The organism is uncultured Campylobacter sp. (assembly GCF_944323605.1).
Lineage (GTDB): Bacteria > Campylobacterota > Campylobacteria > Campylobacterales > Campylobacteraceae > Campylobacter_D.
Genome location: NZ_CALUTC010000003.1, coordinates 44,894 through 65,266 on the forward strand (window position 1 = coordinate 44,894; position 20,373 = coordinate 65,266).

At 30.6% G+C, this 20,373-nt stretch carries 19 protein-coding genes and 5 tRNA genes; 12 read left to right on the forward strand and 12 right to left on the reverse strand.

Annotated elements, in window-relative coordinates; all coding sequences use genetic code 11:
• Positions 1 to 36: 36 nt before the first annotated feature.
• The 4 genes from Q0J35_RS02730 to Q0J35_RS02745 are packed head-to-tail and all read left to right on the forward strand — an operon-like array spanning position 37 to position 3,660.
• A complete protein-coding gene (locus Q0J35_RS02730; protein ID WP_297193014.1) occupies positions 37 to 1,881 on the forward strand; it encodes a hypothetical protein in 1,845 nt (614 codons plus the stop codon).
• Complete coding sequence (gene ruvA, locus Q0J35_RS02735) at positions 1,875 to 2,426, forward strand: Holliday junction branch migration protein RuvA (RefSeq protein ID WP_297193015.1); 552 nt, start codon at positions 1,875 to 1,877, stop codon at positions 2,424 to 2,426. The genes Q0J35_RS02730 and ruvA overlap by 7 nt, the downstream gene beginning before the upstream one ends.
• Before the next feature lie 8 nt (positions 2,427 to 2,434).
• Positions 2,435 to 3,475 (forward strand): D-alanine--D-alanine ligase, encoded by a 1,041-nt coding sequence (locus Q0J35_RS02740; RefSeq protein WP_297193016.1) that lies wholly within the window; start codon positions 2,435 to 2,437, stop codon positions 3,473 to 3,475.
• 20 nt (positions 3,476 to 3,495) lie between these two features.
• The gene (locus tag Q0J35_RS02745) at positions 3,496 to 3,660 is read left to right on the forward strand and encodes a hypothetical protein (RefSeq protein WP_297193017.1); all 165 of its coding nucleotides are present in this window, start codon (positions 3,496 to 3,498) and stop codon (positions 3,658 to 3,660) included.
• 48 nt (positions 3,661 to 3,708) lie between these two features.
• On the opposite strand, the gene queA is transcribed toward Q0J35_RS02745, so the two are convergent.
• Genes queA through hemW form a run of 4 tightly spaced genes read right to left on the reverse strand, consistent with a single transcriptional unit; the run spans position 3,709 to position 6,967 of the window.
• The gene (gene queA / locus Q0J35_RS02750; RefSeq protein ID WP_297193018.1) at positions 3,709 to 4,728 is read right to left on the reverse strand and encodes a tRNA preQ1(34) S-adenosylmethionine ribosyltransferase-isomerase QueA; all 1,020 of its coding nucleotides are present in this window, start codon (positions 4,726 to 4,728) and stop codon (positions 3,709 to 3,711) included.
• Positions 4,721 to 5,470, reverse strand: coding sequence for a twin-arginine translocase subunit TatC (tatC, locus tag Q0J35_RS02755; RefSeq protein ID WP_297193019.1), 750 nt, complete (start codon positions 5,468 to 5,470; stop codon positions 4,721 to 4,723). Before tatC ends, queA begins: the two co-directional genes overlap by 8 nt.
• Positions 5,463 to 5,849, reverse strand: coding sequence for a Sec-independent protein translocase protein TatB (tatB, locus tag Q0J35_RS02760; protein WP_363315696.1), 387 nt, complete (start codon positions 5,847 to 5,849; stop codon positions 5,463 to 5,465). The genes tatC and tatB overlap by 8 nt, the downstream gene beginning before the upstream one ends.
• Positions 5,850 to 5,905: 56 nt before the next feature.
• Positions 5,906 to 6,967 carry a radical SAM family heme chaperone HemW gene (gene hemW / locus Q0J35_RS02765; protein ID WP_297193020.1) on the reverse strand — a complete coding sequence of 354 codons (1,062 nt, stop codon included), beginning with the start codon at positions 6,965 to 6,967 and terminating at the stop codon, positions 5,906 to 5,908.
• A 99-nt stretch (positions 6,968 to 7,066) separates the two neighbouring features.
• On the opposite strand from hemW, the gene Q0J35_RS02770 reads away from it, so the two are divergent.
• From Q0J35_RS02770 to Q0J35_RS02795, 6 genes are all read left to right on the forward strand, one after another.
• Positions 7,067 to 7,534, forward strand: coding sequence for an RNA pyrophosphohydrolase (locus Q0J35_RS02770; RefSeq protein ID WP_297193021.1), 468 nt, complete (start codon positions 7,067 to 7,069; stop codon positions 7,532 to 7,534).
• On the forward strand, positions 7,534 to 8,742 hold the full coding sequence (locus Q0J35_RS02775; RefSeq protein ID WP_297193022.1) for an aspartate kinase: 1,209 nt from the start codon (positions 7,534 to 7,536) through the stop codon (positions 8,740 to 8,742). Before Q0J35_RS02770 ends, Q0J35_RS02775 begins: the two co-directional genes overlap by 1 nt.
• Positions 8,739 to 9,281 carry a HobA family DNA replication regulator gene (locus Q0J35_RS02780; protein ID WP_297193023.1) on the forward strand — a complete coding sequence of 181 codons (543 nt, stop codon included), beginning with the start codon at positions 8,739 to 8,741 and terminating at the stop codon, positions 9,279 to 9,281. The genes Q0J35_RS02775 and Q0J35_RS02780 overlap by 4 nt, the downstream gene beginning before the upstream one ends.
• Complete coding sequence (locus tag Q0J35_RS02785) at positions 9,278 to 9,886, forward strand: DNA polymerase III subunit delta' (protein WP_297193024.1); 609 nt, start codon at positions 9,278 to 9,280, stop codon at positions 9,884 to 9,886. The genes Q0J35_RS02780 and Q0J35_RS02785 overlap by 4 nt, the downstream gene beginning before the upstream one ends.
• Positions 9,886 to 11,031 (forward strand): dihydropteroate synthase, encoded by a 1,146-nt coding sequence (gene folP, locus Q0J35_RS02790; protein WP_297193025.1) that lies wholly within the window; start codon positions 9,886 to 9,888, stop codon positions 11,029 to 11,031. Before Q0J35_RS02785 ends, folP begins: the two co-directional genes overlap by 1 nt.
• 66 nt (positions 11,032 to 11,097) lie before the next feature.
• Positions 11,098 to 11,469 carry a hypothetical protein gene (locus Q0J35_RS02795; RefSeq protein WP_297193026.1) on the forward strand — a complete coding sequence of 124 codons (372 nt, stop codon included), beginning with the start codon at positions 11,098 to 11,100 and terminating at the stop codon, positions 11,467 to 11,469.
• 19 nt (positions 11,470 to 11,488) lie between these two features.
• Here the strand turns inward: Q0J35_RS02795 and Q0J35_RS02800 are convergent.
• The 5 genes from Q0J35_RS02800 to Q0J35_RS02820 all read right to left on the reverse strand — a co-directional run bounded on the left by Q0J35_RS02800 (position 11,489) and on the right by Q0J35_RS02820 (position 11,905).
• Positions 11,489 to 11,564: transfer RNA gene (locus tag Q0J35_RS02800), tRNA-Lys, on the reverse strand.
• 4 nt (positions 11,565 to 11,568) lie between these two features.
• Positions 11,569 to 11,645: transfer RNA gene (locus Q0J35_RS02805), tRNA-Asp, on the reverse strand.
• 12 nt (positions 11,646 to 11,657) lie between these two features.
• Positions 11,658 to 11,733 (reverse strand) — tRNA-Val (locus Q0J35_RS02810).
• A 9-nt stretch (positions 11,734 to 11,742) separates the two neighbouring features.
• Positions 11,743 to 11,818: transfer RNA gene (locus Q0J35_RS02815), tRNA-OTHER, on the reverse strand.
• An 11-nt stretch (positions 11,819 to 11,829) separates the two neighbouring features.
• Positions 11,830 to 11,905 (reverse strand) — tRNA-Lys (locus Q0J35_RS02820).
• A 328-nt stretch (positions 11,906 to 12,233) separates the two neighbouring features.
• Between Q0J35_RS02820 and metE the strand changes: the two genes are divergently transcribed.
• Complete coding sequence (gene metE, locus Q0J35_RS02825; RefSeq protein WP_297193027.1) at positions 12,234 to 14,501, forward strand: 5-methyltetrahydropteroyltriglutamate--homocysteine S-methyltransferase; 2,268 nt, start codon at positions 12,234 to 12,236, stop codon at positions 14,499 to 14,501.
• Positions 14,502 to 14,517: 16 nt separating this feature from the next.
• Entirely contained in the window at positions 14,518 to 15,357 is an 840-nt protein-coding gene (metF, locus tag Q0J35_RS02830; protein ID WP_297193028.1) for a methylenetetrahydrofolate reductase [NAD(P)H], read from the forward strand.
• Here the strand turns inward: metF and uvrC are convergent.
• The 3 genes from uvrC to alaS all read right to left on the reverse strand — a co-directional run bounded on the left by uvrC (position 15,338) and on the right by alaS (position 20,277).
• Positions 15,338 to 17,137, reverse strand: coding sequence for an excinuclease ABC subunit UvrC (gene uvrC, locus Q0J35_RS02835; protein WP_297193029.1), 1,800 nt, complete (start codon positions 17,135 to 17,137; stop codon positions 15,338 to 15,340). The genes metF and uvrC overlap by 20 nt on opposite strands.
• Positions 17,118 to 17,597, reverse strand: coding sequence for a hypothetical protein (locus Q0J35_RS02840; protein WP_297193030.1), 480 nt, complete (start codon positions 17,595 to 17,597; stop codon positions 17,118 to 17,120). Before Q0J35_RS02840 ends, uvrC begins: the two co-directional genes overlap by 20 nt.
• Positions 17,598 to 17,739: 142 nt before the next feature.
• Positions 17,740 to 20,277 (reverse strand): alanine--tRNA ligase, encoded by a 2,538-nt coding sequence (gene alaS / locus Q0J35_RS02845; RefSeq protein ID WP_297193031.1) that lies wholly within the window; start codon positions 20,275 to 20,277, stop codon positions 17,740 to 17,742.
• Between the last annotated feature and the right edge of the window lie 96 nt (positions 20,278 to 20,373).

Here is a 20,373-nt window from a genome sequence, read left to right on the forward strand (position 1 = left end):
AGTGTTATAAAAACTTTTAGTAAGGAAAATTTATATATGCAAAATATCATAGTTAGTGCTAATCCTTATGAAGAGCTTTTGAAATTTAGTGCAGATACTGGCAAAGATTATGCTAGTCTTGATTTTGCTATACTTGGTTTTAGCACAAATTGCGATATAAACGGAGAGAGCAAAAGTTTCAGCGAAAAAGAGCTTGTTTTTTTTGATGATGATGAGAATTTTTTAAATGAAACTTTAAAAATAAATCAAAATTATAAATTCCAAATAAAAGATTTAGATGAGAATTCTAAAAAGTTAAATGATTCTGTAAAAATAGAACTAAACAAAGATGGCACAACTTTGATTTTAAAATTATCATTACAAGATCTAGAATACCACAACTCTTTAGCTATGGATATCTTGCAAACTGTATATAAAAAGATGATCAAAGAGGGGTTTTTTTTAAGCATTAGAATTTTTGATTTTAAGAAAAAACTTATAGATTTTTTACATAATTTCAAAGAAAAAAAGATACATAAGAAAAATGTAATAATTCAGATTTGCAAAGGTGTAAAAACTATCAGTGCAGAAGATGAAAAACTTATCTTGTCTTATCAGGACAAAATAAGACAAAAATATGGAGCTAATAAAGTAGGCATAATAGGAGTAAAAAAATCAGAACTTGTTTTTAAGCACATAAAACCGGGAACTTCTAAAAGAGGCAGGAGCTTGAAATTAGAATTTATAGAACCCCGTGCTTTGAAAGAAAATAAAATAGAAGTTTCCTTTTCTGAAAATTATGAAGAAAAGCAAGTAGCTGACAAAAAGGGCAAAAGTAATACAAGCGAGTATTTTGCTAAAAAAAGTGGTTTTGTATCTCACACCGGCGGTAGATATGATATAGAAAGTGAGCTAACTCTTTCATCTGTAAATTTTAAAGATACGGGAGCTATTTATGCTGGGCTTGATACAGGCGTTACTTTAAATTTAAGATCTCTTTCAGACTTAGAAGAGGCTGTTGGTTCAGGGGTTAATATAGAATGTGAGAATATTAACATAAATGGCAACGTGGCTGGAAATACTGTCATAAAAGCTAAGAATCTAAAAATTTATGGACAAACTCATAGCAAGAGTTCTTTATATGCTGAAAATGCCTATATATCAATGCATAAAGGAAGGCTTGAAGCTAAGGTGGCTGATTTAGATTCTATAGAAAATGCCTTCGTTAAAGCTGATATAGTAAAACTCAAAAAGTCTTTAGGCTCAAACATAGAAGCTAAAAAGGTGTATTTTTTATCTATGTCTAGCAATAATAATATAAATTTAAGCCAAGTGGCAGTTATTGATCGTATAGAAGGCTCTAATAATAAATTTTTAGTAAGCATAGAAAAAACAGAGGTCGATTTTGAACAAAGATTAAAAGAAATAAAGCAAAGACAAGAAAAACTTCCCTCTTTGATAGCTTCCTTACAAAATAATATGGACGCAAGCAGAGGAGGAGTTGAAACCATAATAAAACAAATAGAAATTCTAAAATCACAAGGTCAAAAAATACCTGTAAATTTCTTTCAGATAGTAAAAGACTATCAAAATTATTTAAAAGAATTAAAGTCTTTAAACAAAGAGGAGGCTTCTTTGAAAATAGAAGAAGCTGAATTATTAGAAAAGATAAAAGAGGCTCAAAAGACCTTGTTTGACGCAAAGATTATAAACAAAGAAGGAAAATGGAGCGATATGAATGAGATAAAATTTAAATTCATACATCCTAAAAATGATGTGCTTTACTCTACCCGTTCAAGCGATAGTGCGAAACTTTTTATATTACATAAAGATGTTAATGACGGTGGAAAGCTCAAGATAGAGGCAAAAAATGAATTTAATGAAGAGGATACAAAATGGTAGTTGCTATAAATGGGATTTTAAAAAGCAAAGAACCTACCTTTGTTGTTATTAAATGTGCTAGTGGTCTTAGTTATGGAGTTTTTGTGTCTTTATTTTGCTCTTCTAATCTAAGCTTAAATGATGAAGTTGAGCTTTTTATAACGCAGATTATTAAAGAAGATTCTAATAAATTTTTTGGTTTTTTAGATAAGCAGGAGCAGCTTATGTTTGAAACCTTGCTAAAAGTAAATGGCATAGGCTCTAGCACAGCTATGGCACTTTGTTCTAGTATGAGGGTTAGTGATTTTTATAAAGCCTTGGCAAGTGCTGATGAAAATGCTTTTAAAAGAGTTCCTGGCATTGGTGCAAAAAGTGCTAAGAGAATCATAGTCGAACTTAGCGATAAGAAACCAAATATAAGCAATTTTACAAATGAAAAGGCACAAGCTTTGCAAGCCTTGCTTTCTCTAGGTTTTAAACAAGAAAAAGCAAGTGAAATTTTAAGCGCTTGTGTATCGCAAGATGTCTCAGAGCTTGTTAAAGAGGCTCTTAAAAAATTATCATAAGGATTTATATGAAATTTGGAGTATTGTTTGGTGGAAATTCTTACGAACACGAGATAAGCATAGTTTCTGCCGTTGTGTTGAAAAAGGTTTTTAGAGGCGATATGAGCTTTATTTTTTGCGATAAGGATAGAAATTTTTACTTAATCGATACAGATAAAATGAATGCCAAAACCTTTAGTTCATCAGCATATAAAAAAGAAAAACAACTTTTTTTAAAACAGGGCGGTTTTTTTGAAAAAACTGTATTAAAGGAAAAAAAGATAGAGCTTGATGTATGCATAAATTTGATACACGGTAAAGATGGAGAAGATGGAAAAATAGCTGCTTTGATGGAATTTTTTGATCTAAGGTATATAGGACCTAGGATAGAAGCGTCTGTCATTTCGTATAATAAAGAATTTACTAAGCTTTATGCACAAAAAGTTGGCGTTAAAACCTTGCCTTATACTGTGTTAAAAAAGGGATACGAGCTTGCTAGCACAGTAGAATTTCCTTGTATTTTAAAAGCCCTTAGGCTTGGAAGTAGCATAGGTTTGGCTGTAGCTAATAATAAAGATGAATTTGAATATGCCAAGGATCTTGCCTTTGAATTTGATAATGAAATTTTAATAGAAAAATTCATAAAAGATGTAAAAGAATACAATCTAGCAGGTTGTAAAATAAAAGATGAAATGATTTTTTCTATCATAGAGGAACCAAAGAAAAATGAGCTTTTAGATTTTGAACAAAAATATATGTCTTTTTCCTCAAGCACTTCGGCAAAGGAAGCTGAAATAAGCGATGAGCTTAAACAAAAAATCAAAGACGCTTTTGTAAAAATTTATGATCCTTGTTTTAGGGGAGCATTGATAAGATGTGATTTTTTTGTTATAGATAATGAGGTTTATTTAAATGAAATAAACCCAAATCCAGGCTCTTTGGCAAATTATTTATTTGACGATTTTTCAGTTATTTTGCAAAGATTAGCAGAATGCGTAAGAAATGAAAAACATATAGATATAGATTATGCTTTTTTGCATTCTATAAATGGGCAAAAGGGAAAACTGTAGATTAATATAAGGAAAAATGCGTGAAATTTTTAAAAAATTTTTTTACAAGATCAAAAAGATTTAAACAAAATTTAGTTTCTATAAGAGATGACTTGAGAAATGATAAACCACTTATGAGTGCTTTTGTAGAAAAACTCTTAGAAGATAAGAAAGGACTAAGTGATATAAAATTTAGATGTAAATGATGATTTGCTTAAGGATGTGAGAGAAAAAATTGCAAATTTTAAAGCCTTTTAAAGTATAAGCATAGCATCGCCATAAGAATAAAAGCGATAATTTTCTTTCATAGCTATCTCATAAAGCTCTAGGGTTTTTTTTCTACCTATGAAAGATGATACTAGCATTATTAAGCTTGATTTTGGTAGATGAAAATTTGTAAGCAGATAATCAACCCTTGTTGGAGGATTTTTAGGATGCAAAAATAAAGAGCAAAGCCCATTTTCCTCTTTTGTTCTTACGAAATTTTCTATAGTTCTTGCTACTGTTGTCCCAACTGCTAAAATTTTTTCATCACTTAGTAAAATTTTTTGCAAATCTTTGTTTATGAAAAAAAATTCCTCGTGCATTTTGTGTTCTAGTATATTTTCGCATTCAACATTTTTAAATGTTCCTGCTCCTATATGTAAGCTTAAATAGTATAATTTGTGTTTTTTCTCAAGTTTTTTTAACATATCTTTTGAGAAATGCAAAGAAGCAGTAGGTGCAGCTACTGAGCCTAAATTTTTTGCAAAAACAGTTTGATACTGGGTAGCGTCTTCTTTTTCATCTGCTCTTTTTATGTAAGGTGGCAATGGAACGTGTCCGTGATTTTCTAAGAATTCTAAAACCTCTTTGTGATTTAATTTCTTATCTTTTAAAAATTCTATTTTTCTAGTTCCATCGTCAAATAGTTCTAAAATTCTAACCTTTAAATCATCGCAAAAGCTTAAAATATCATCTTTTTTTACTCTAGCTCTTATCTGTGCTAAAAATTCGTATTCGTTTAAAGCTTTGTGAAATAAGAGTTCCACTTTTGCACCGCTTTGTTTTTTGCCAAAGATTCTAGCTTTTATAACCTTGCTATCGTTAAATACTATGCAACAGTGTGGTAAAATTTCGTATAAGTCTTTAAATTTAAGATGGCTTATTTTGTTTTTGTCTCTTTCATAAAGCAATAACTTAGCATCTTCTTTTGGTGATACTGGGTATTTTGCTATGAGATTATTATCAAATTTATAATCATAGTTTTTTAGTAGCAAATCCTCATCATTCATTTTTATTTTCTACTTCTGGATTTACCTTTTTTGCTATGTATATAGATAAGCCGTAGAGCAAACACAAAGGCAAGGCTAATAGAAATTGAGATAGCACATCAGGCGGGGTCATAAGTGCTGCAAATATAAAAATAAGCAATATGGCTATTCTAAAATGTCTTTTTAAAAAGGCATCGCTTACTATTCCAAGTTTTGCTAAAAAATATGTAAATATCGGCATTTCAAAAGCTATTCCAAATGCTAACATAATTTTTATGAAAAAACCAACATAAAGCCCTATGCTAATTAAAGGTGTTAAGTTGTGAGTCCATCCAAAAAATATCAAAAAACTAAAAGCCATAGGTATAACTATGAAGTAACAAAAGCTAACGCCTAATATAAACATAAAGGTTGCACTTATAACAAATGGTAAAACCAGTTTTTTTTCATTGTCATAAAGCCCTGGTGCTACAAATTTCCAAAACTGCCAAAAAATGATAGGAGAGCATATAAGTAAAGCGGTAAAAAAACTTACTTTCATAGCTGTAAATATTGGCTCTGTAAGCTCTACGAAAGTCATTTTGTTTGAAAGCTCCACTCCTTGATTTGCGGCTAGCAAAGCTTTTTCTACTGGGTTACTTAAAATTTTTAGTATATGATTGCTAAAAAAAAGACAAATAAAAAAAACGACTATAACACAGCTTACGCAAATAAAAAGTCTTTTTCTAAGCTCTACAAGGTGAGGTCTTAATTCTTCAAACATCTTTGCCTTCCTTGTTTTTATCAACATCTTTTTGTGCTGTATCATCTGCAGCTATTTCTTTGTAATCTTGTGTTGTTGGGTTTGGATTAGGACCTGTGTTATTTGTAAAAATATCTTTTTTTAGTTCGTCAAATTCTTCAAAGCTAAGCTTTTTTCTTATATTTTCGTTGTATTGAGAAAATTCATCTTTGTATTTTTTAGCTTCTTCTTTCATTTCATTTATTCTAACTTCTTTGTCTAAGCTTTCTTTTACATCATCTATGTGTTTTTTAGCTGCCTTTATAAATTTAGCTATTTGTATCGCTGCGTCTGGCAATTTTTCAGGTCCTAGGACAAGCACAGCTACTATTGAAATAACTAAAATTTCACCCATACTCATAAGAAATCCTTGCTATAAAAAGCTACATTTTACAATTAAAAACTTTTAAAAAAGCTTTACTCTTGTAAAAATAACGCTAATTCATCACTTAAAAGATAGTTTGGATTAAAAAATTTCTTTTTTCTCTCATTATACACTAGTTTTTTAGCTCTGCTTAAAAAAAAGGCTTTTTCTCTTTGTTCTTGGCTTATTTTGTTTGAATTTATACCAACCACACTTCTAAGTCCTAAAAATAAATGCTCTAAATTTAAAGATCTATCATCTAGCTTTTCTACATCTCTAAAAATAGGATTTTGTATATATTCTTTTAAGGTTTTATGAGTGTAAAATCTTTGCTTTTTATAAAAACTAACAGAGCTAAGACCACAAGCTAAATATTCTTTGCCTTGCCAGTAAGCAAGATTGTGTTTGCAAATTTTGCCAAAATTACTTATTTCATACTGCTTAAAACCAAGCTCTTTTATAGAATTTATAAAATACTTCATAAGTAAGTAAGCATTTTTTTTGAAATGCTCTTTGTTTGCAAATGCTGTATTTTTTTCTATACTAATATTATAAGCACTTATGTGTTTTATTAAATTTTTGATACTTTTTAAGTGAGATATTTCGTAATTAAGCATTTTTTTATCATCTAGTTTTGTATCGTAAATAAGGTCTAAGTTGATGTTTTTAAAACCTAATTTAAAGGCATTGTTTATGCTATCATAAATGCTTTTTTGTCCGTGATTTCTGCCAAGAAATTTTAATTTTTTTTCATTAAAGCTTTGGGCTCCAAAAGACAGTCTATTTACCCCAAAATTTTTCATTTCTTTTAACCAAAATTCATTGCTTGAATTCGGGTTTGCTTCGCTTGTTATTTCACATTTATCGTTTAAAAAACAGTTCAAAAACTTAAAAATTTCTTCATAAAATTTAGCATCTACAATGCTAGGAGTTCCACCTCCTATAAATAATGTTTTTATGGACTGTTTTTTTATATTTAAAAACCTAAAATGAAATTTTAAATCCCTCATTAAAGCTTTAAAATATTCTTTTTCATATTTTTTGCTTAAGGAAGTAAAAGCACAGTAATTACACTTGCTCTCGCAAAATGGTATGTGTATATATAGATGTTGCAAGTTTTAATCCAAAATTTGTATTTTTTATTTAATTCTAATAAAAATTTTATTTGAAATAAGTTAAGATTTCAAAGATTGATTTTTATTTTGAGGTTTTTTGTGAAAGAAAAAAAATACAGGCTAAATGTTGCTGCTATAATACTTTCATCAGCGTATCCCTTTGAATGTAAAGTGTTTATTGCAAAAAGAAATGATATGGATGATGTATGGCAGTTTCCCCAGGGAGGAATAGACGAAAATGAAAATACTAAAAGTGCTATATTAAGAGAATTAGAAGAGGAGATTGGCACTAAAGATGTCGAATTTATAGCCACGTATCCAAAATGGTTAAAATATGATTTTCCAAGCAAGGTAGCACAAAAAATGTATCCTTATGATGGGCAAAGTCAAAAGTATTTTTTATTACGGTTAAAAGCAAATGCAAAGATAAATTTACATACTAAACACCCGGAATTTGATGCTTACAAATTTGTTGATTTAAAAGAGCTTTTTAGTATAATTAATCATTTTAAAAGACCTCTTTATGTTAAAGTGATAAAGTATTTTCAAGAAAAAGGTTATATTTAATGTTGATAGTGCAAAAATACGGTGGAACAAGTGTTGGAAGTTTAGAAAGGATAGAAGCGGTTGCTAAGAGAGTTATAAGTAGCAAAAAAGATGGTGTTAAGCTTGTTGTCGTTGTTTCTGCTATGAGCGGTGTTACAAATGATTTGATAAGCAAAGCAGAGTATTTTTCTAAAATTCCTAACGCAAAAGATATGGACTTACTTTTAAGTAGCGGTGAAAGGGTAACATCAGCTTTGTTGTCTATAGCTTTGAATGAAGCAGGATATAAAGCAAACGCTTTGAGCGGTCGTTTAGCTGGTATTGTTACAGATAGTTTTTACACAAAAGCTAGGATACAAAACATAGATACAAGTTACATAAAAAAGCTTTTAGATGATGATACTATAGTCGTGATAGCCGGTTTTCAAGGTATTGATAAAAACGGTTTTGTTACTACTTTAGGAAGAGGGGGCAGCGATTTGAGTGCTGTTGCTTTAGCAGGAGCTTTAGAAGCAGATTTGTGTGAAATTTATACTGATGTTGATGGTGTTTATACTACAGATCCTAGAATAGAACCTAAAGCCAGAAAGCTTGATATAATATCTTATGATGAGATGTTGGAGCTTGCTAGTTTAGGAGCTAAGGTTTTGCAAAATAGATCTGTTGAACTAGCAAAAAAGCTTAATGTAAAACTAGTAACTAGAAGCTCTTTTAACACAAATGAAGGAACTATAATAACAAAAGAGGATGAAAAAATGGAACAAGCATTAGTTAGCGGTATAGCACTTGATAAAAATCAAGCAAGGCTTACTTTGAGAAATATAGAAGACAAACCGGGCATAGCAGCCGAGATATTTACGGCTCTTGCAAATGAAAATATAAATGTTGATATGATCATACAAAATGTAGGTAGAGATGGAACTACAAATTTAGGTTTTACAGTGCCTGAAAACGAACTAAGTATTGCTAAAAAAATTATGCAAAATGTATTAGGAGAAGATGCTTTGATAGAAACTGATAGCGAGGTGGTTAAGGTTTCTGTTGTGGGTGTTGGTATGAAATCGCACTCAGGAGTTGCTTCAAAAGCCTTCAAAAGCCTAGCAGATGAGGGGATAAATATAGGTATGATTTCTACAAGCGAGATAAAGATCTCTATGATAGTAAATGAGAAATATGCTGAATTAGCCGTAAGAGCTTTGCATAAAGCTTATGAATTAGATAAAAAATGACGACAGAATTTTTAAAATACACCCTAGATATTATAAGGCAAAATGGCACTTCAATGTCTTGGTTGGAAGAAAAAAGACTTGAATTTGCTCCTTTGCTTTCTAGCAGACTTAAACTTTTGATTCAAGATAGCAGACCATTTATTTTTATATGTGATGACGAAAGAGCGTGGTATGAAGAATATTTTTTAAGCAATATAAACTCCAGATCCCATAGACCTTTTGTTCCATTTTTTTCTTTAAAGTCTTTATGTAAAAATACCATAAGCACCTCAAATGATATAGCTCTTTTAAATGACTTGCTAGAGCTTTCTTTTCCAAATGGCTATGTATTTTTTTATGTCGGATTAAGCACTAATAAAATGGCACAAGTAGCCAAGTCAAAAGACGATAGTTTATTAGTAGTTTTTGATGATAAAAATATACACAACAGTCTTTATATACCTTTAAAAGAGTCTAATTTAGATTCAAAATTAATATCGCTTTATAAATTTTTTGATAGCTCTTTAGAGGCTATTTTACTATCTAAGGTAAATATTTGAGTTTTATAAGCAAGATATTGATTAGCTCTGATTTTGAAATGATAAAAGAAAAAATCCAAGAGGAATACAAGGAAAGTATATTAAAATTTATACCTAAAACTGTTGCAAATGAATTTTTAATGGATGATGCAAAAGAAGTGCAAAAAGAAAGCTTTCTTGCCGAAAATAAAGAAAAAATCATAGTAATAATGGCAAATTCTTTTAAAAATGAGGCACAAAATTTTTTATTAAAGCTTTTTGAGGAGCCACCTAAAAATATAAAATTTTTACTTGTTTGTCCGTCAAAAAATTTGCTTTTACCAACTGTTAGGTCTCGTTTTATTATAGAAAAACATAAAACACAAAAAAATGATTTAAAATTCGATTTAGATATACAAAATTTAGACTTAAAAAGCTTTTTTGCATTTTTGCAAAAAAATGAAAATATGGACAAAGTAGAGCTTATGGAACTTATAAAATACATATCCTTAAGCGTTTGCAAGAATAAAAGCCTAAATGATGAAGAGCTTGAGTATTTTTATAAATTTTATGAACTAGCTAGATTAAATTCAAGACCTAGCTTGATTTTATCGGCTATTTTTTTGCTTTTACAGGATAATGTTTAATGCACATTTTTAAAATAAATTCAAATAGTGATTTTAATAAACTTTGTTCTAAGATAAAGCCTCATAAGGTTGGAAAAAGCATTATGTCTAAAAAGACTGAGCTTAATTTTTTTTACATAAAAGATATAAAATCAGCTGCTGCAAATATATTAAAGCAAGATGCTTTAAGAGTCGGTGCTGAACTTGTTACAAATGAAAGGGTGATTTTGCCATACGATGAGCTTAGCGATGCTTTATTAATCGCTACTGAAGAGCAAATTTCTAAGCTTATCTTAAAGGAAAAAAAGCAGGATTTTGGATTAAAAGATTTAGCCTTATTTTTGCAAAAGGATTTTAAAAAACCAAAAGAAGCTAAAATAATGGGCGTTTTAAACCTAAATACAGATAGCTTTAATTCAGAAAGTAGGGTAAGTAAGAAAAATTTTGAAGCTAGGCTTGTATCTATGCTAGATGATGGGGCTGATTATGTAGATATAGGTGCTGCTTCGTCTCGTCCGGGCTCTTTTTACTGTGGGAAAGAGGAGGAATTTAAAAGGCTTAAATTTGCACTTGATTTAATTTACAAACAAAACTATTACAAACAAGCTATTTTTAGTCTTGATAGTTTTGATGAGTATTGTTTAGAATATGCCTTAAACAAAGGTTTTTCTATAATAAATGATATACAGGGCTTAAAAAACCATAATTTAGCTATCTTAGCAAAAAAATATCAAGCAAAATACTGCTTAATGCATATGCAAAACGAACCGCATAATATGCAAGATGAACCAAGATATGATTTTATCTTGTCTGATATAGAGACTTTTTTTAAAGAAAAACTAGAGATTTTAGATTCTTTCGGGGTAAAAGACGTTATTCTTGATGTAGGTATTGGTTTTGGTAAGAGTGCAGAGCATAATTTGCTTTTAATCACACATTTAGAGCATTTTTTGCAATTTCAAAAGCCTTTGCTTGTAGGAGCTAGTAGAAAAAGTCTTATCAATGCTTATCATAAAAGCGAAGTCGATGAAAGATTGCCCGGAAGCTTATTTTTGCACCTAAAAGCTTTTGAAAACGGTGCTAGTATCTTAAGAACGCACGATGTAAAAGAACATAAACAAATGTTTGCTATATCTAAGGCTATGCAAGAACTATCCATAAAATAAAATTTAATTTTCCGATATTATAAGCACAAAATTATAAGCCTATGCTTATCTTAAAAAGGAGATAAAATGAGAATTGATTTTAACAACTTAAATTTTGCCTTTAGAGATTTCTTGCACAACGAAAATAAGAGTGCTTCAACTGCTAAAAGAAAAGATATGATTGACTTAGGAGAAAGCCTAAGGGAAAATCTTTTAAAAGATAAAAATTTAAATGAGAGCGAAGAAGCTTCAAAAACAAACAAAGATGATTCCTTAGCTAGTATTTATTCTACCTTAGAGAAGCTATATGCTATGTTAGAGAAAATTCAAAATATGATGAAAAATGCGAAAGATGCTAATCAATTAGCACAGCTAAGCTCACAAGCACAGCAGATAATGGGACAGATAAGTGAGATTATGTCTAAATTATCTGAGATATTAGAAGAGCAGCAAAAATAGATACAAAGAAGTATTAAAATGGTGTCCCCTGTTGGATTCGAACCAACGGCCCCCTCCTTAAAAGGGAGATGCTCTACCGGCTGAGCTAAGGAGACAAAGTGGCGCAGCGGACGGGGCTCGAACCCGCGACCTCCGCCGTGACAGGGCGGCATTCTAACCAGCTGAACTACCGCTGCACCGTAAAGAAATGGTGGTCGCTATAAGACTCGAACTTATGACATCCACCTTGTAAGGGTGGCGCTCTACCAACTGAGCTAAGCGACCAAATAAAAATGGCGACCCCTAGAGGATTTGAACCCCTGTTACCAAGCAGAGAGAATGGTGTCCTGGGCCACTAGACGAAAGGGTCTAATCCTACAATGGTGTCCCCTGTTGGGATCGAACCAACGACCACCTGATTAAGAGTCAGATGCTCTACCAGCTGAGCTAAGGAGACATCTTAGCATTTGCCTCGTAGCAAAAAATAAGTTGTGATTATGCCAGAATTAACCTTATTTGTCAATGATGTTTTTAAGCTATATTTAAGTAAAACATAGTAGAATTTTGTCAATTTTTTTGGAAAGGACCCTAGATATGCAAGATTTCGCTATGTATATAATGTGCGATATGTGTTAGTCTAGGTCTTTGGGGCTTAATTCAGGTTTCCGAGGGCTTTTGGCAGTAGGAAGGCTGGATATGCTTATAAAATTCACTTTTCTACTTAAGAACTCTCTTGGATTATTTATTAACAAGTTACTTTGTTTTGACAAAATTAAAGGATAAGTATGCAAAATTCTGTTATATCATACCCTAGAATAGGTGCTTTAAGAGAGCTTAAATTTGGAGTTGAAAAATATTTTAAAGGACTCTCATCAAAAGAAGAGCTTTTCTCTCTTGCAAAAACACTTAGAAAAACTCATTTTCAAACTCAAAAAGAAGCTGGTATAGACTATATATCTTGTAACGATTTTTCATTTTATGATAATATCTTAGATAATGCAAATATATTTGGTGTGGTTGCTAAAAGATATAAAAATTTAAATTTAGATCCATTAGATGAATATTTTGCACAAGCACGTGGGTATCAAGGCGATAAAGGTGATGTTAAGGCTTTAGCTATGAAAAAATGGTTTAATACAAATTATCATTATCTAGTGCCAGAATGCGACGATATTTCTTTAATCAAGTTAAATGCTGAAAAAATTTTAAATGAATACAAAGAGGCAAAAGATTTAGGTATAGAAGCAAAAGTTGTTGTAAGCGGTCTTTTCACCTTTTACAAGCTTATTAATTTTATAAATGATACTGATAAAAAAGAGGCTTTGACTAAGCTAAAAAGTGCTTATAAAGAGCTTTTAAATGAACTAAATAAAGCTGGTGTAAAATGGCTTCAGTTTGATGAGCCGTATTTGGTTTATGATTTAAGCTCAAGCGATATAAGTTTATTTAATGATATTTATAAAGATTTGCTGCATAATAAAGCTGGGCTTAAAATTCTGTTACAAACTTATTTTGGAGATGTAAGAGATATTTATGATTACTTATTAAAACTTGATTTTGACGCTATAGGACTTGACTTTTTAGAAGGTAAGGAAAGCTTAAATCTTTTGAAAAAAGGTTTTGATGATAAAAAAATTTTATTTGCTGGTGTTTTGAATGGCAAAAATATATATAAAAATAATTATAAAAAAACAGTTTCTCTATTAAAAGAAATACAAAAATACGCTAAAAATCTTGTTATAAACACATCTTGCTCTTTATTGCATAGCCCATATACAATAAAAAATGAAAGTAAGCTAGATGCTAAATTTCTTGATTATCTTTCATTTGCACAAGAAAAATTATTAGAATTAAAAGACTTAAAAGAAATTTTATCTAGTTCTGATATAGAAAATCACCCGTCTTATAAGATTAATATCGAGCTTTTTTCAAGGGAAAATAATAGAAAAAACGAGGCAGTAAGTGCTAGAATAGCGTCATTAAAGGATAGTGATTATGTTAGAAAGCCTGCCTTTAAAGAAAGAGAAAAGATACAAAAACAACTTCTATCTTTGCCTTTGTTGCCAACTACCACTATAGGTTCATTTCCTCAGAGTGCTGATGTACGTTCAAACCGTTTGGCTTTTAAGCAACAAAAAATTTCAGCTACTCAATATACAGAATTTAATCAAACAAAGATAAAAGAATGTATAAAATTCCAAGAGGAAATAGGGCTTGATGTTTTGGTGCATGGTGAATTTGAAAGGAATGATATGGTTGAGTATTTTGGTGAAAGCTTGGATGGCTTTTTATTTACTCAAAATGGTTGGGTGCAAAGCTATGGCACAAGGTGTGTAAAACCACCTATAATATGGGCAGATGTTTCAAGATCTAAGCCTATGACTGTTTCTTGGAGTAAATTTGCACAAGAACAAACAAATAAGCTTATGAAGGGTATGCTAACAGGTCCTGTTACTATACTTAATTGGTCTTTTCCTAGAGAAGATATAAGCACAAAAGAAAGCACACTACAAATAGCACTTGCAATAAGAGATGAAGTGCTTGATCTAGAAAAAGCTGGAATCAAAATAATACAAATAGACGAAGCTGCTTTGCGTGAGAAATTGCCTCTTAGAAAAAGTGATTGGCATAGCGAGTATTTAAATTGGGCTATACCTGCTTTTAATCTAGTTCATAGCGGTGTTAAACCAGAAACTCAAATTCATACTCATATGTGTTATAGCGAATTTAGCGATATTATAAAAGAAATTGATGCTATGGATGCTGATGTAATTTCTTTTGAAGCTTCTAGGTCTAATCTAGAGCTTTTGGATACTTTGAAAGCAAACAACTTCCAAACAGAGGTTGGTCCAGGTGTGTATGACATACACAGCCCAAGAGTTCCTAGTGTAGATGAGCTTAAAAATACCATAAGAGCTATTTTAGAAAAATTACCTAAGGAACAGGTTTGGATAAATCCAGACTGCGGTCTTAAGACAAGAGGGGAAAAAGAAGTTATACAAAGCCTTAAAAATATGAGCGAAGCAACAGCTCAAATAAGAAAAGAGCTTTAAATTTGGAGTTATACAAGTGAAAAAAAAGCAAAGCTTCTCATTTGAAATTTATCCTCCTAGAAAAAATGATACTGTGGATAAAATTTACAAAGTTTTAGAGGAGTTAAAGGGTTTAAAACCAGATTTCATAAGCGTTACTTTTGGTGCTGGCGGTTCTGCAAATTCTAAAAATACCTTAGATATTTCAAGGTTAGTGCAAGAAAAATACCACACCAAAAGCATAGTCCATTTGCCTTGCATACATCTAAACAAAGATGATATTAGAGTGATCTTAAACGAATGCAAAGCCTATGGGCTTAAAAATATACTTGCATTAAGAGGTGATGTGGTAGAAGGAAAGCAGGTAAGTAAGGATTTTTCTTATGCTAGCGATTTGATAAGTTTCATCAAGAGCGAGGGCGATTTTACTGTTTATGCTGCTTGTTACCCAGAAAAACACAACGATGCAAAAAGTATGGCTGATGATATTAGAAATTTAAAATTAAAAGTTGATGCAGGGGCTGAAATTTTACTTACCCAGCTTTTTTTTGATAATTCAGATTTCTACCGCTTTAAAGAGTATTGCGATATAGCCGATATTAAAGCAAAAATTTACGCAGGTATAATGCCTGTTGCCAATAAAAGACAAGTTTTAAAGATAACTTCTATGTGTAAGGCTAAAATTCCAAGAAAATTCGAGCAAATTTTACACAAATACGAGAACAATGATAAAGCTATGGTAGATGCTGGAATCGCTTATGCTATAGATCAGATAGTTGATTTGCTTACAAACGATGTTGATGGAATTCATCTTTACACTATGAATAATTCCTACATAGCAAAAAGGATTTACGAGGCTACTCACTCTTTGTTTTGAGCTTTTGTATTTTAAGGGCAATGTTTTGAGTGCTTACTTTTTTAATGCTTTCAAAATCAGCTTCATAAATAGCCTCAAAACTTCCAAAATATTGCAGTAGTCTTTGTATGTAAGCTTTGCTTATGCCTAAATTTTGTAATTTTGAACTTTGTAAATTCTGTTTTTGCCTAGTTTTTTTATGAAATGATATGGCAAATCTGTGAGCCTCATCTCTTAATCTTTGTAAAAAAAGCAGTTTTTCATCACTGTTATTTAATTTAAAACTAGATAATGAGCTGTGTATTTCATCATTTGCAAAGCCTTTTGCACGTCTTGTTTTATTATCCATTTTTTCTTTTGATATAGCTAAAACATCTATGTTTAGACCATAGCTTTTTACGAGATCTATTGCTAAATTTAAAAGTGTTTTGCCACCGTCAATTAGCCACATATCAGGCACACTAAGCTCATCTATCATTTCTAACCGTCTTAATAAAAGCTCTTTCATTTGTTCGTATTCATTTTTAGCTTTAAGGTGAAACAATCTATATCTATTTTTGTCTAATTTTCCTTCATTATAGCTTACCATAGCTCCAACAGTTGCATTTCCTTGCAAATGAGAATTGTCAAATATTTCTATACAAGATGGAAAATTATTTAATTCAAAGAAATCAAATAATTTTTGTAGAATTTTATCCTCTTTTTTGTCATTATTTTCTAAGAAAAGTAAAGCATTTTTATAAGCCAAATCGCAAATTTGCTTTTTTTCATTATTTTTTGGCACTTTTATTGATATTTTTTGCTTAAATCTATCGCAAAGCAAATCTTGTAAGGGTTCTAAATCTTTAAATTCATCTCTTACATATATAGTTTTTGAGTTAAGTGGATTTTGAGTATTAAAATTTTCTATTATCATTTGTTTGTAAATTTCGTTCGCATCTATATCTTTCAGAATATTTTTAGATATGTTTGTTTTAGAGCTTATGAGCTTTCCATTTTGTATAACAAATCTTATGGTGCAAATATTTATACCTTTGTTTGCAAAAGCAAATACATCAAAATTTTCAAGCTTTGCTATGTCTATCTTGACTTTTGTTTTTAGTTCATTTATAGTTTTTATGCTATCTCTGATTTTGGCTGCTTCCTCATAATTTTCATTTTCAGCATAAAACAACATTTTTTTTTCTAAATTTTTTATCAATATACTTGGATTTAACAATGACGAAGTAGCTTCTTTTACTATCTTATCATACTCTTGTTTTGAAACCATATTAGCACAGGGTGCTAAACATCTTTTCATTTGGTAAAAAATACAAGGGCTTTTGCAAGAATTTTTTTGTTTTAATTTATAGTTTTCATAGAGTGCATTTAAGAGCTCTTTAGCACCTTTGAAAAATGGACCATAATATTTAATTTTAGGTTTTTTTATAAGCTTTCTACTTATATTAAAACGAGGAAAATCCTCACTTAAATCTATATATATGTAAGGGTATGTTTTATCATCTCTTAATAATATATTATACTTTGGTCTAAGTTGCTTTATCAAAGAATTTTCAAGTATAAGTGCATCAGCTTCTGAATCAGTGCTTATAAATTCTAAATGCTTGCACTGTGCTATCATATTTTGAATTCTTAAAGAATTTTTGGGGTTAGCAGCAAGTTTTGGCTTAAATACAAAATAACTTTTTACTCTTTTTTTTAAATTCTTTGCTTTTCCAACATATAGTAAATGAGATTTATCGTCAAAATATTGATAAATTCCAGCACTATCTGGGAGGTTTTCAATCTCTTGTATTAGCATTTTTTATCATTTCTCTAAGTTCTTCAAATTTTTGAAAATGCACTTTATTGCTAAAATTATTTTTAAAATTAGCCTTTGATAGTTCTATTAAAGGTATCTTTAATGCCTCTTTGTCTTCATTTTGTTCTTGCTTTTGTTTTCTATAATCTTTAGAAAAAATTTTTACATCATTTAATGATGAAAAATCACTACTTGGGTATTTTTTTGCGTATAAATTTATACGAAATTTAATGTCTTTTTTGCTACTATCGTGATTTAGAGTTTGATATCCGGATGGGTGTTTAGTAACTATGTAAAATATTTGCTTTGAGATAAAAGATTTATCTATTAAATTTTTTTCTTTTTCACTCATCATTACATTTATAAAATCTCTACAAAAAAAATGAGTTTTAAGAGGTATAAAATGCGGTATAGCCAACAGTTCATTGATTATTGTTTTAGAATTTTTAATTTTTTTCATATTTTTATTTTAACATTTTTTTTATTAATTTTTTTATCTTCTTGTGGCTATAAAGACGATCCTTTTTACCAAGTAAAAGATAATAACGGCACTGTTATAAAAACAAAACACTACGAAAATATAAACAGATGGTATTAAACAGTCATTCTACTAAGGCTTCTTGTATTTTTTCATAAGCCTTTTTTAGTGCCTCATCTAGTTTTTTTACATCCTTACCTCCAGCAGTGGCAAAATCATCTTTTCCTCCGCCATTTCCGCCTGTTAGCGTAGCTACGTATTTTACTAAATCCACTGCTTTTAGTTTTGTGTTTTTGCAAGCACAAGCAAAGCTTATTTTATCGTCTTTAACTTGTGCTAACAACACAACTACGCTTTCAAATTTATTCTTAGCTTCATCTATAGCTGCTTTTATATCTGAATTTTTAAGCTCACAAACACATATTTTTGTGCCTTTTACATCTTTAAATTCAAGATTTGTAGAGTTGTTTCTAAGCTCATTTTTAAGCTTATTTATCTCGTCTTTTAGTTTTTTTACTCCTAAAAGATTATCATTTGTTTTTAGCTCTGTTTTTAATAGCATACTTTCGTTTATGAAATGCTTGGCATATTTTAAAGCAGCTTTTGATACAACTGCTTCTATGCGTCTTACTCCAGCACTAACTCCGCTTTCTTTAACTATATAAAAAGACCCGATTTCTGATGTGTTTTTTACATGAGTTCCTCCGCAAAGCTCTTTGCTATCGCCTAGAGTTAAGACCCTTACATTATCTTGATATTTTTCGCTAAAAAGTGCTATGGCACCGCTATCTTTAGCTTTTTGCAAGGGCATTGTTTCAAGCACAGCCTCATCTGCTTTTATTATCAATGAATTTACAAGCTCTTCTATTTTTGTAAGTTCAGCTTCACTTAAAGCCTTTGAATGTGTAAAATCAAATCTTAATTTATTTTCTTCTACCAAAGAACCAGCTTGAGCTATATGAGGACCTAAAATTTTTCTTAGAGCATAATGCAGCAAGTGCGTAGCACTGTGATGCCTTGCTATTTGCATTCTTTTTTCTTTATCAACCTTTGCAAACAACTCATCATTTGTTTTTATTTCCTCGTTTGCCAATACAAGACACAAATTTATATCTAAAAATTTGGCTACATCTAAAATTTCACTATTTCCAAGCTCGCCACTATCTGCTATTTGCCCCCCACTTGTAGCATAAAATGGAGTTTTATCAAGCATTATCCAGCCTTTTTCTCCTTTTTTTAAAGCAGTATTTTTTTTAAAATTTTCATCTAGTACAGCTAAAACCTTGCTTTTGTTTTCTAAATATTCATATCCTACAAAGGAATTTACACCAAATTCTTCAAGTAAAATTTTAAAATCTCCACTGGCTACTTTGTCTCCACTACCTTTCCAAGATGCTTTTGCTCTGTTTTTTTGCTCATTCATAAGCTCATCAAATTTATTTTCATCTACTTTTAAGTTTAATTCTCTTAGCATATCCGTAGTTAGATCAAGCGGAAAACCGTAGGTATCGTAAAGCTTAAAAGCTACTTCTCCACTAAAAACTTCTTTTGTGTTTTTAAGTTCCTCATTAAAAATTTCTAAGCCATTTTCTATAGTGCTTAAAAATCTCTCCTCCTCCAATAAAATTTGTTCTTTTACGTTTTCCTTTTTTTCATTTAGATATGTATAATGCTCTGACATAAGATCGCAAACTTTATCCACTAGTTTATACATAAAAGGTTCTTTAAGACCAAGTAAGTAACCGTGCCTTAACGCCCGTCTTAATATCCTTCTTAATACATATCCTCTTCCTTCTTTATCAAAGCTAAGTCCCTGTGCTAGTAGAAAAACAGAGGATCTTATGTGATCTGCTATAACTCTATAAGAAGCACCGCTTTCATACTCATAAGTCTTTTTACACAGCTTTTCTATCTCTTTTATAAGCGGCATAAATAAGGAGGTGTCAAAATTACTAAATTTACCCTCTTTTATAGCTACAACCCTTTCAAGCCCCATTCCAGTATCTATACTAGGTTTTGGTAGAGGGCTTAATTTACCATCAGAGCTTCTTTCATATTGCATAAATACCAAATTCCAAATTTCTAAGAATCTATCTCCATCTCCACCCATATAGTCTTCATCGCTATTAAAATGCTCTTCTCCTTGATCATAAAAAATTTCACTGCAAGGTCCGCAAGGTCCGGTATCTCCCATTTGCCAAAAATTATCTTTATCCCCAAATTTATAAATTCTATCTTTTTGTATATGTTCTTGCCAAAGCTTATAAGCTTCTTCATCGCTTGTATGAACTGTTACATAAAGTCTATCTTTTGGTAGTTTTAAAACTTCAGTTACAAATTCCCAAGCGTAAGCTATAGCTTCTTTTTTAAAATAATCTCCAAAACTAAAATTCCCTAACATCTCAAAGAAAGTATGATGTCTTGCCGTGTATCCTACGTTATCTAGATCGTTATGTTTTCCACCAGCTCTGATACAAGTTTGACAACTTGTTTTTCTAGGTGGATTTGGTCTTGGTTCATCTCCTGTAAAAATTCTTTTAAAAGGCACCATTCCAGCATTTGTAAAAAGTAAGCTTTCATCATCTGGCACAAGTGCAGATGATGGTGTTACTGTGTGTCCTTTTGACTTGAAAAATTCTAAAAATTCTTTTCTTACGTCCATATCTATATCCATTCATAGCTTAAAAAAATATTTGCAAAATAATAGCAAAATATCCTAAATTTAAGCAAAAATAAAATATAATACACATTTTTAATA

What these genes read in the sequence shown, in the direction of transcription:
- Q0J35_RS02740 (WP_297193016.1), top strand. Translation starts at nt 2,435, where the DNA reads ATGAAATTTGGAGTATTGTTTGGTGGAAATTCTTACGAACACGAGATA.
- uvrC (WP_297193029.1), bottom strand. Translation starts at nt 17,137, where the DNA reads ATGCTAATACAAGAGATTGAAAACCTCCCAGATAGTGCTGGAATTTAT.
- Q0J35_RS02775 (WP_297193022.1), top strand. Translation starts at nt 7,534, where the DNA reads ATGTTGATAGTGCAAAAATACGGTGGAACAAGTGTTGGAAGTTTAGAA.
- Q0J35_RS02780 (WP_297193023.1), top strand. Translation starts at nt 8,739, where the DNA reads ATGACGACAGAATTTTTAAAATACACCCTAGATATTATAAGGCAAAAT.
- Q0J35_RS02795 (WP_297193026.1), top strand. Translation starts at nt 11,098, where the DNA reads ATGAGAATTGATTTTAACAACTTAAATTTTGCCTTTAGAGATTTCTTG.
- folP (WP_297193025.1), top strand. Translation starts at nt 9,886, where the DNA reads ATGCACATTTTTAAAATAAATTCAAATAGTGATTTTAATAAACTTTGT.
- Q0J35_RS02730 (WP_297193014.1), top strand. Translation starts at nt 37, where the DNA reads ATGCAAAATATCATAGTTAGTGCTAATCCTTATGAAGAGCTTTTGAAA.
- tatC (WP_297193019.1), bottom strand. Translation starts at nt 5,470, where the DNA reads ATGTTTGAAGAATTAAGACCTCACCTTGTAGAGCTTAGAAAAAGACTT.
- Q0J35_RS02840 (WP_297193030.1), bottom strand. Translation starts at nt 17,597, where the DNA reads ATGAAAAAAATTAAAAATTCTAAAACAATAATCAATGAACTGTTGGCT.
- alaS (WP_297193031.1), bottom strand. Translation starts at nt 20,277, where the DNA reads ATGGACGTAAGAAAAGAATTTTTAGAATTTTTCAAGTCAAAAGGACAC.
- ruvA (WP_297193015.1), top strand. Translation starts at nt 1,875, where the DNA reads ATGGTAGTTGCTATAAATGGGATTTTAAAAAGCAAAGAACCTACCTTT.
- queA (WP_297193018.1), bottom strand. Translation starts at nt 4,728, where the DNA reads ATGAATGATGAGGATTTGCTACTAAAAAACTATGATTATAAATTTGAT.
- metE (WP_297193027.1), top strand. Translation starts at nt 12,234, where the DNA reads ATGCAAAATTCTGTTATATCATACCCTAGAATAGGTGCTTTAAGAGAG.
- tatB (WP_363315696.1), bottom strand. Translation starts at nt 5,849, where the DNA reads ATGAGTATGGGTGAAATTTTAGTTATTTCAATAGTAGCTGTGCTTGTC.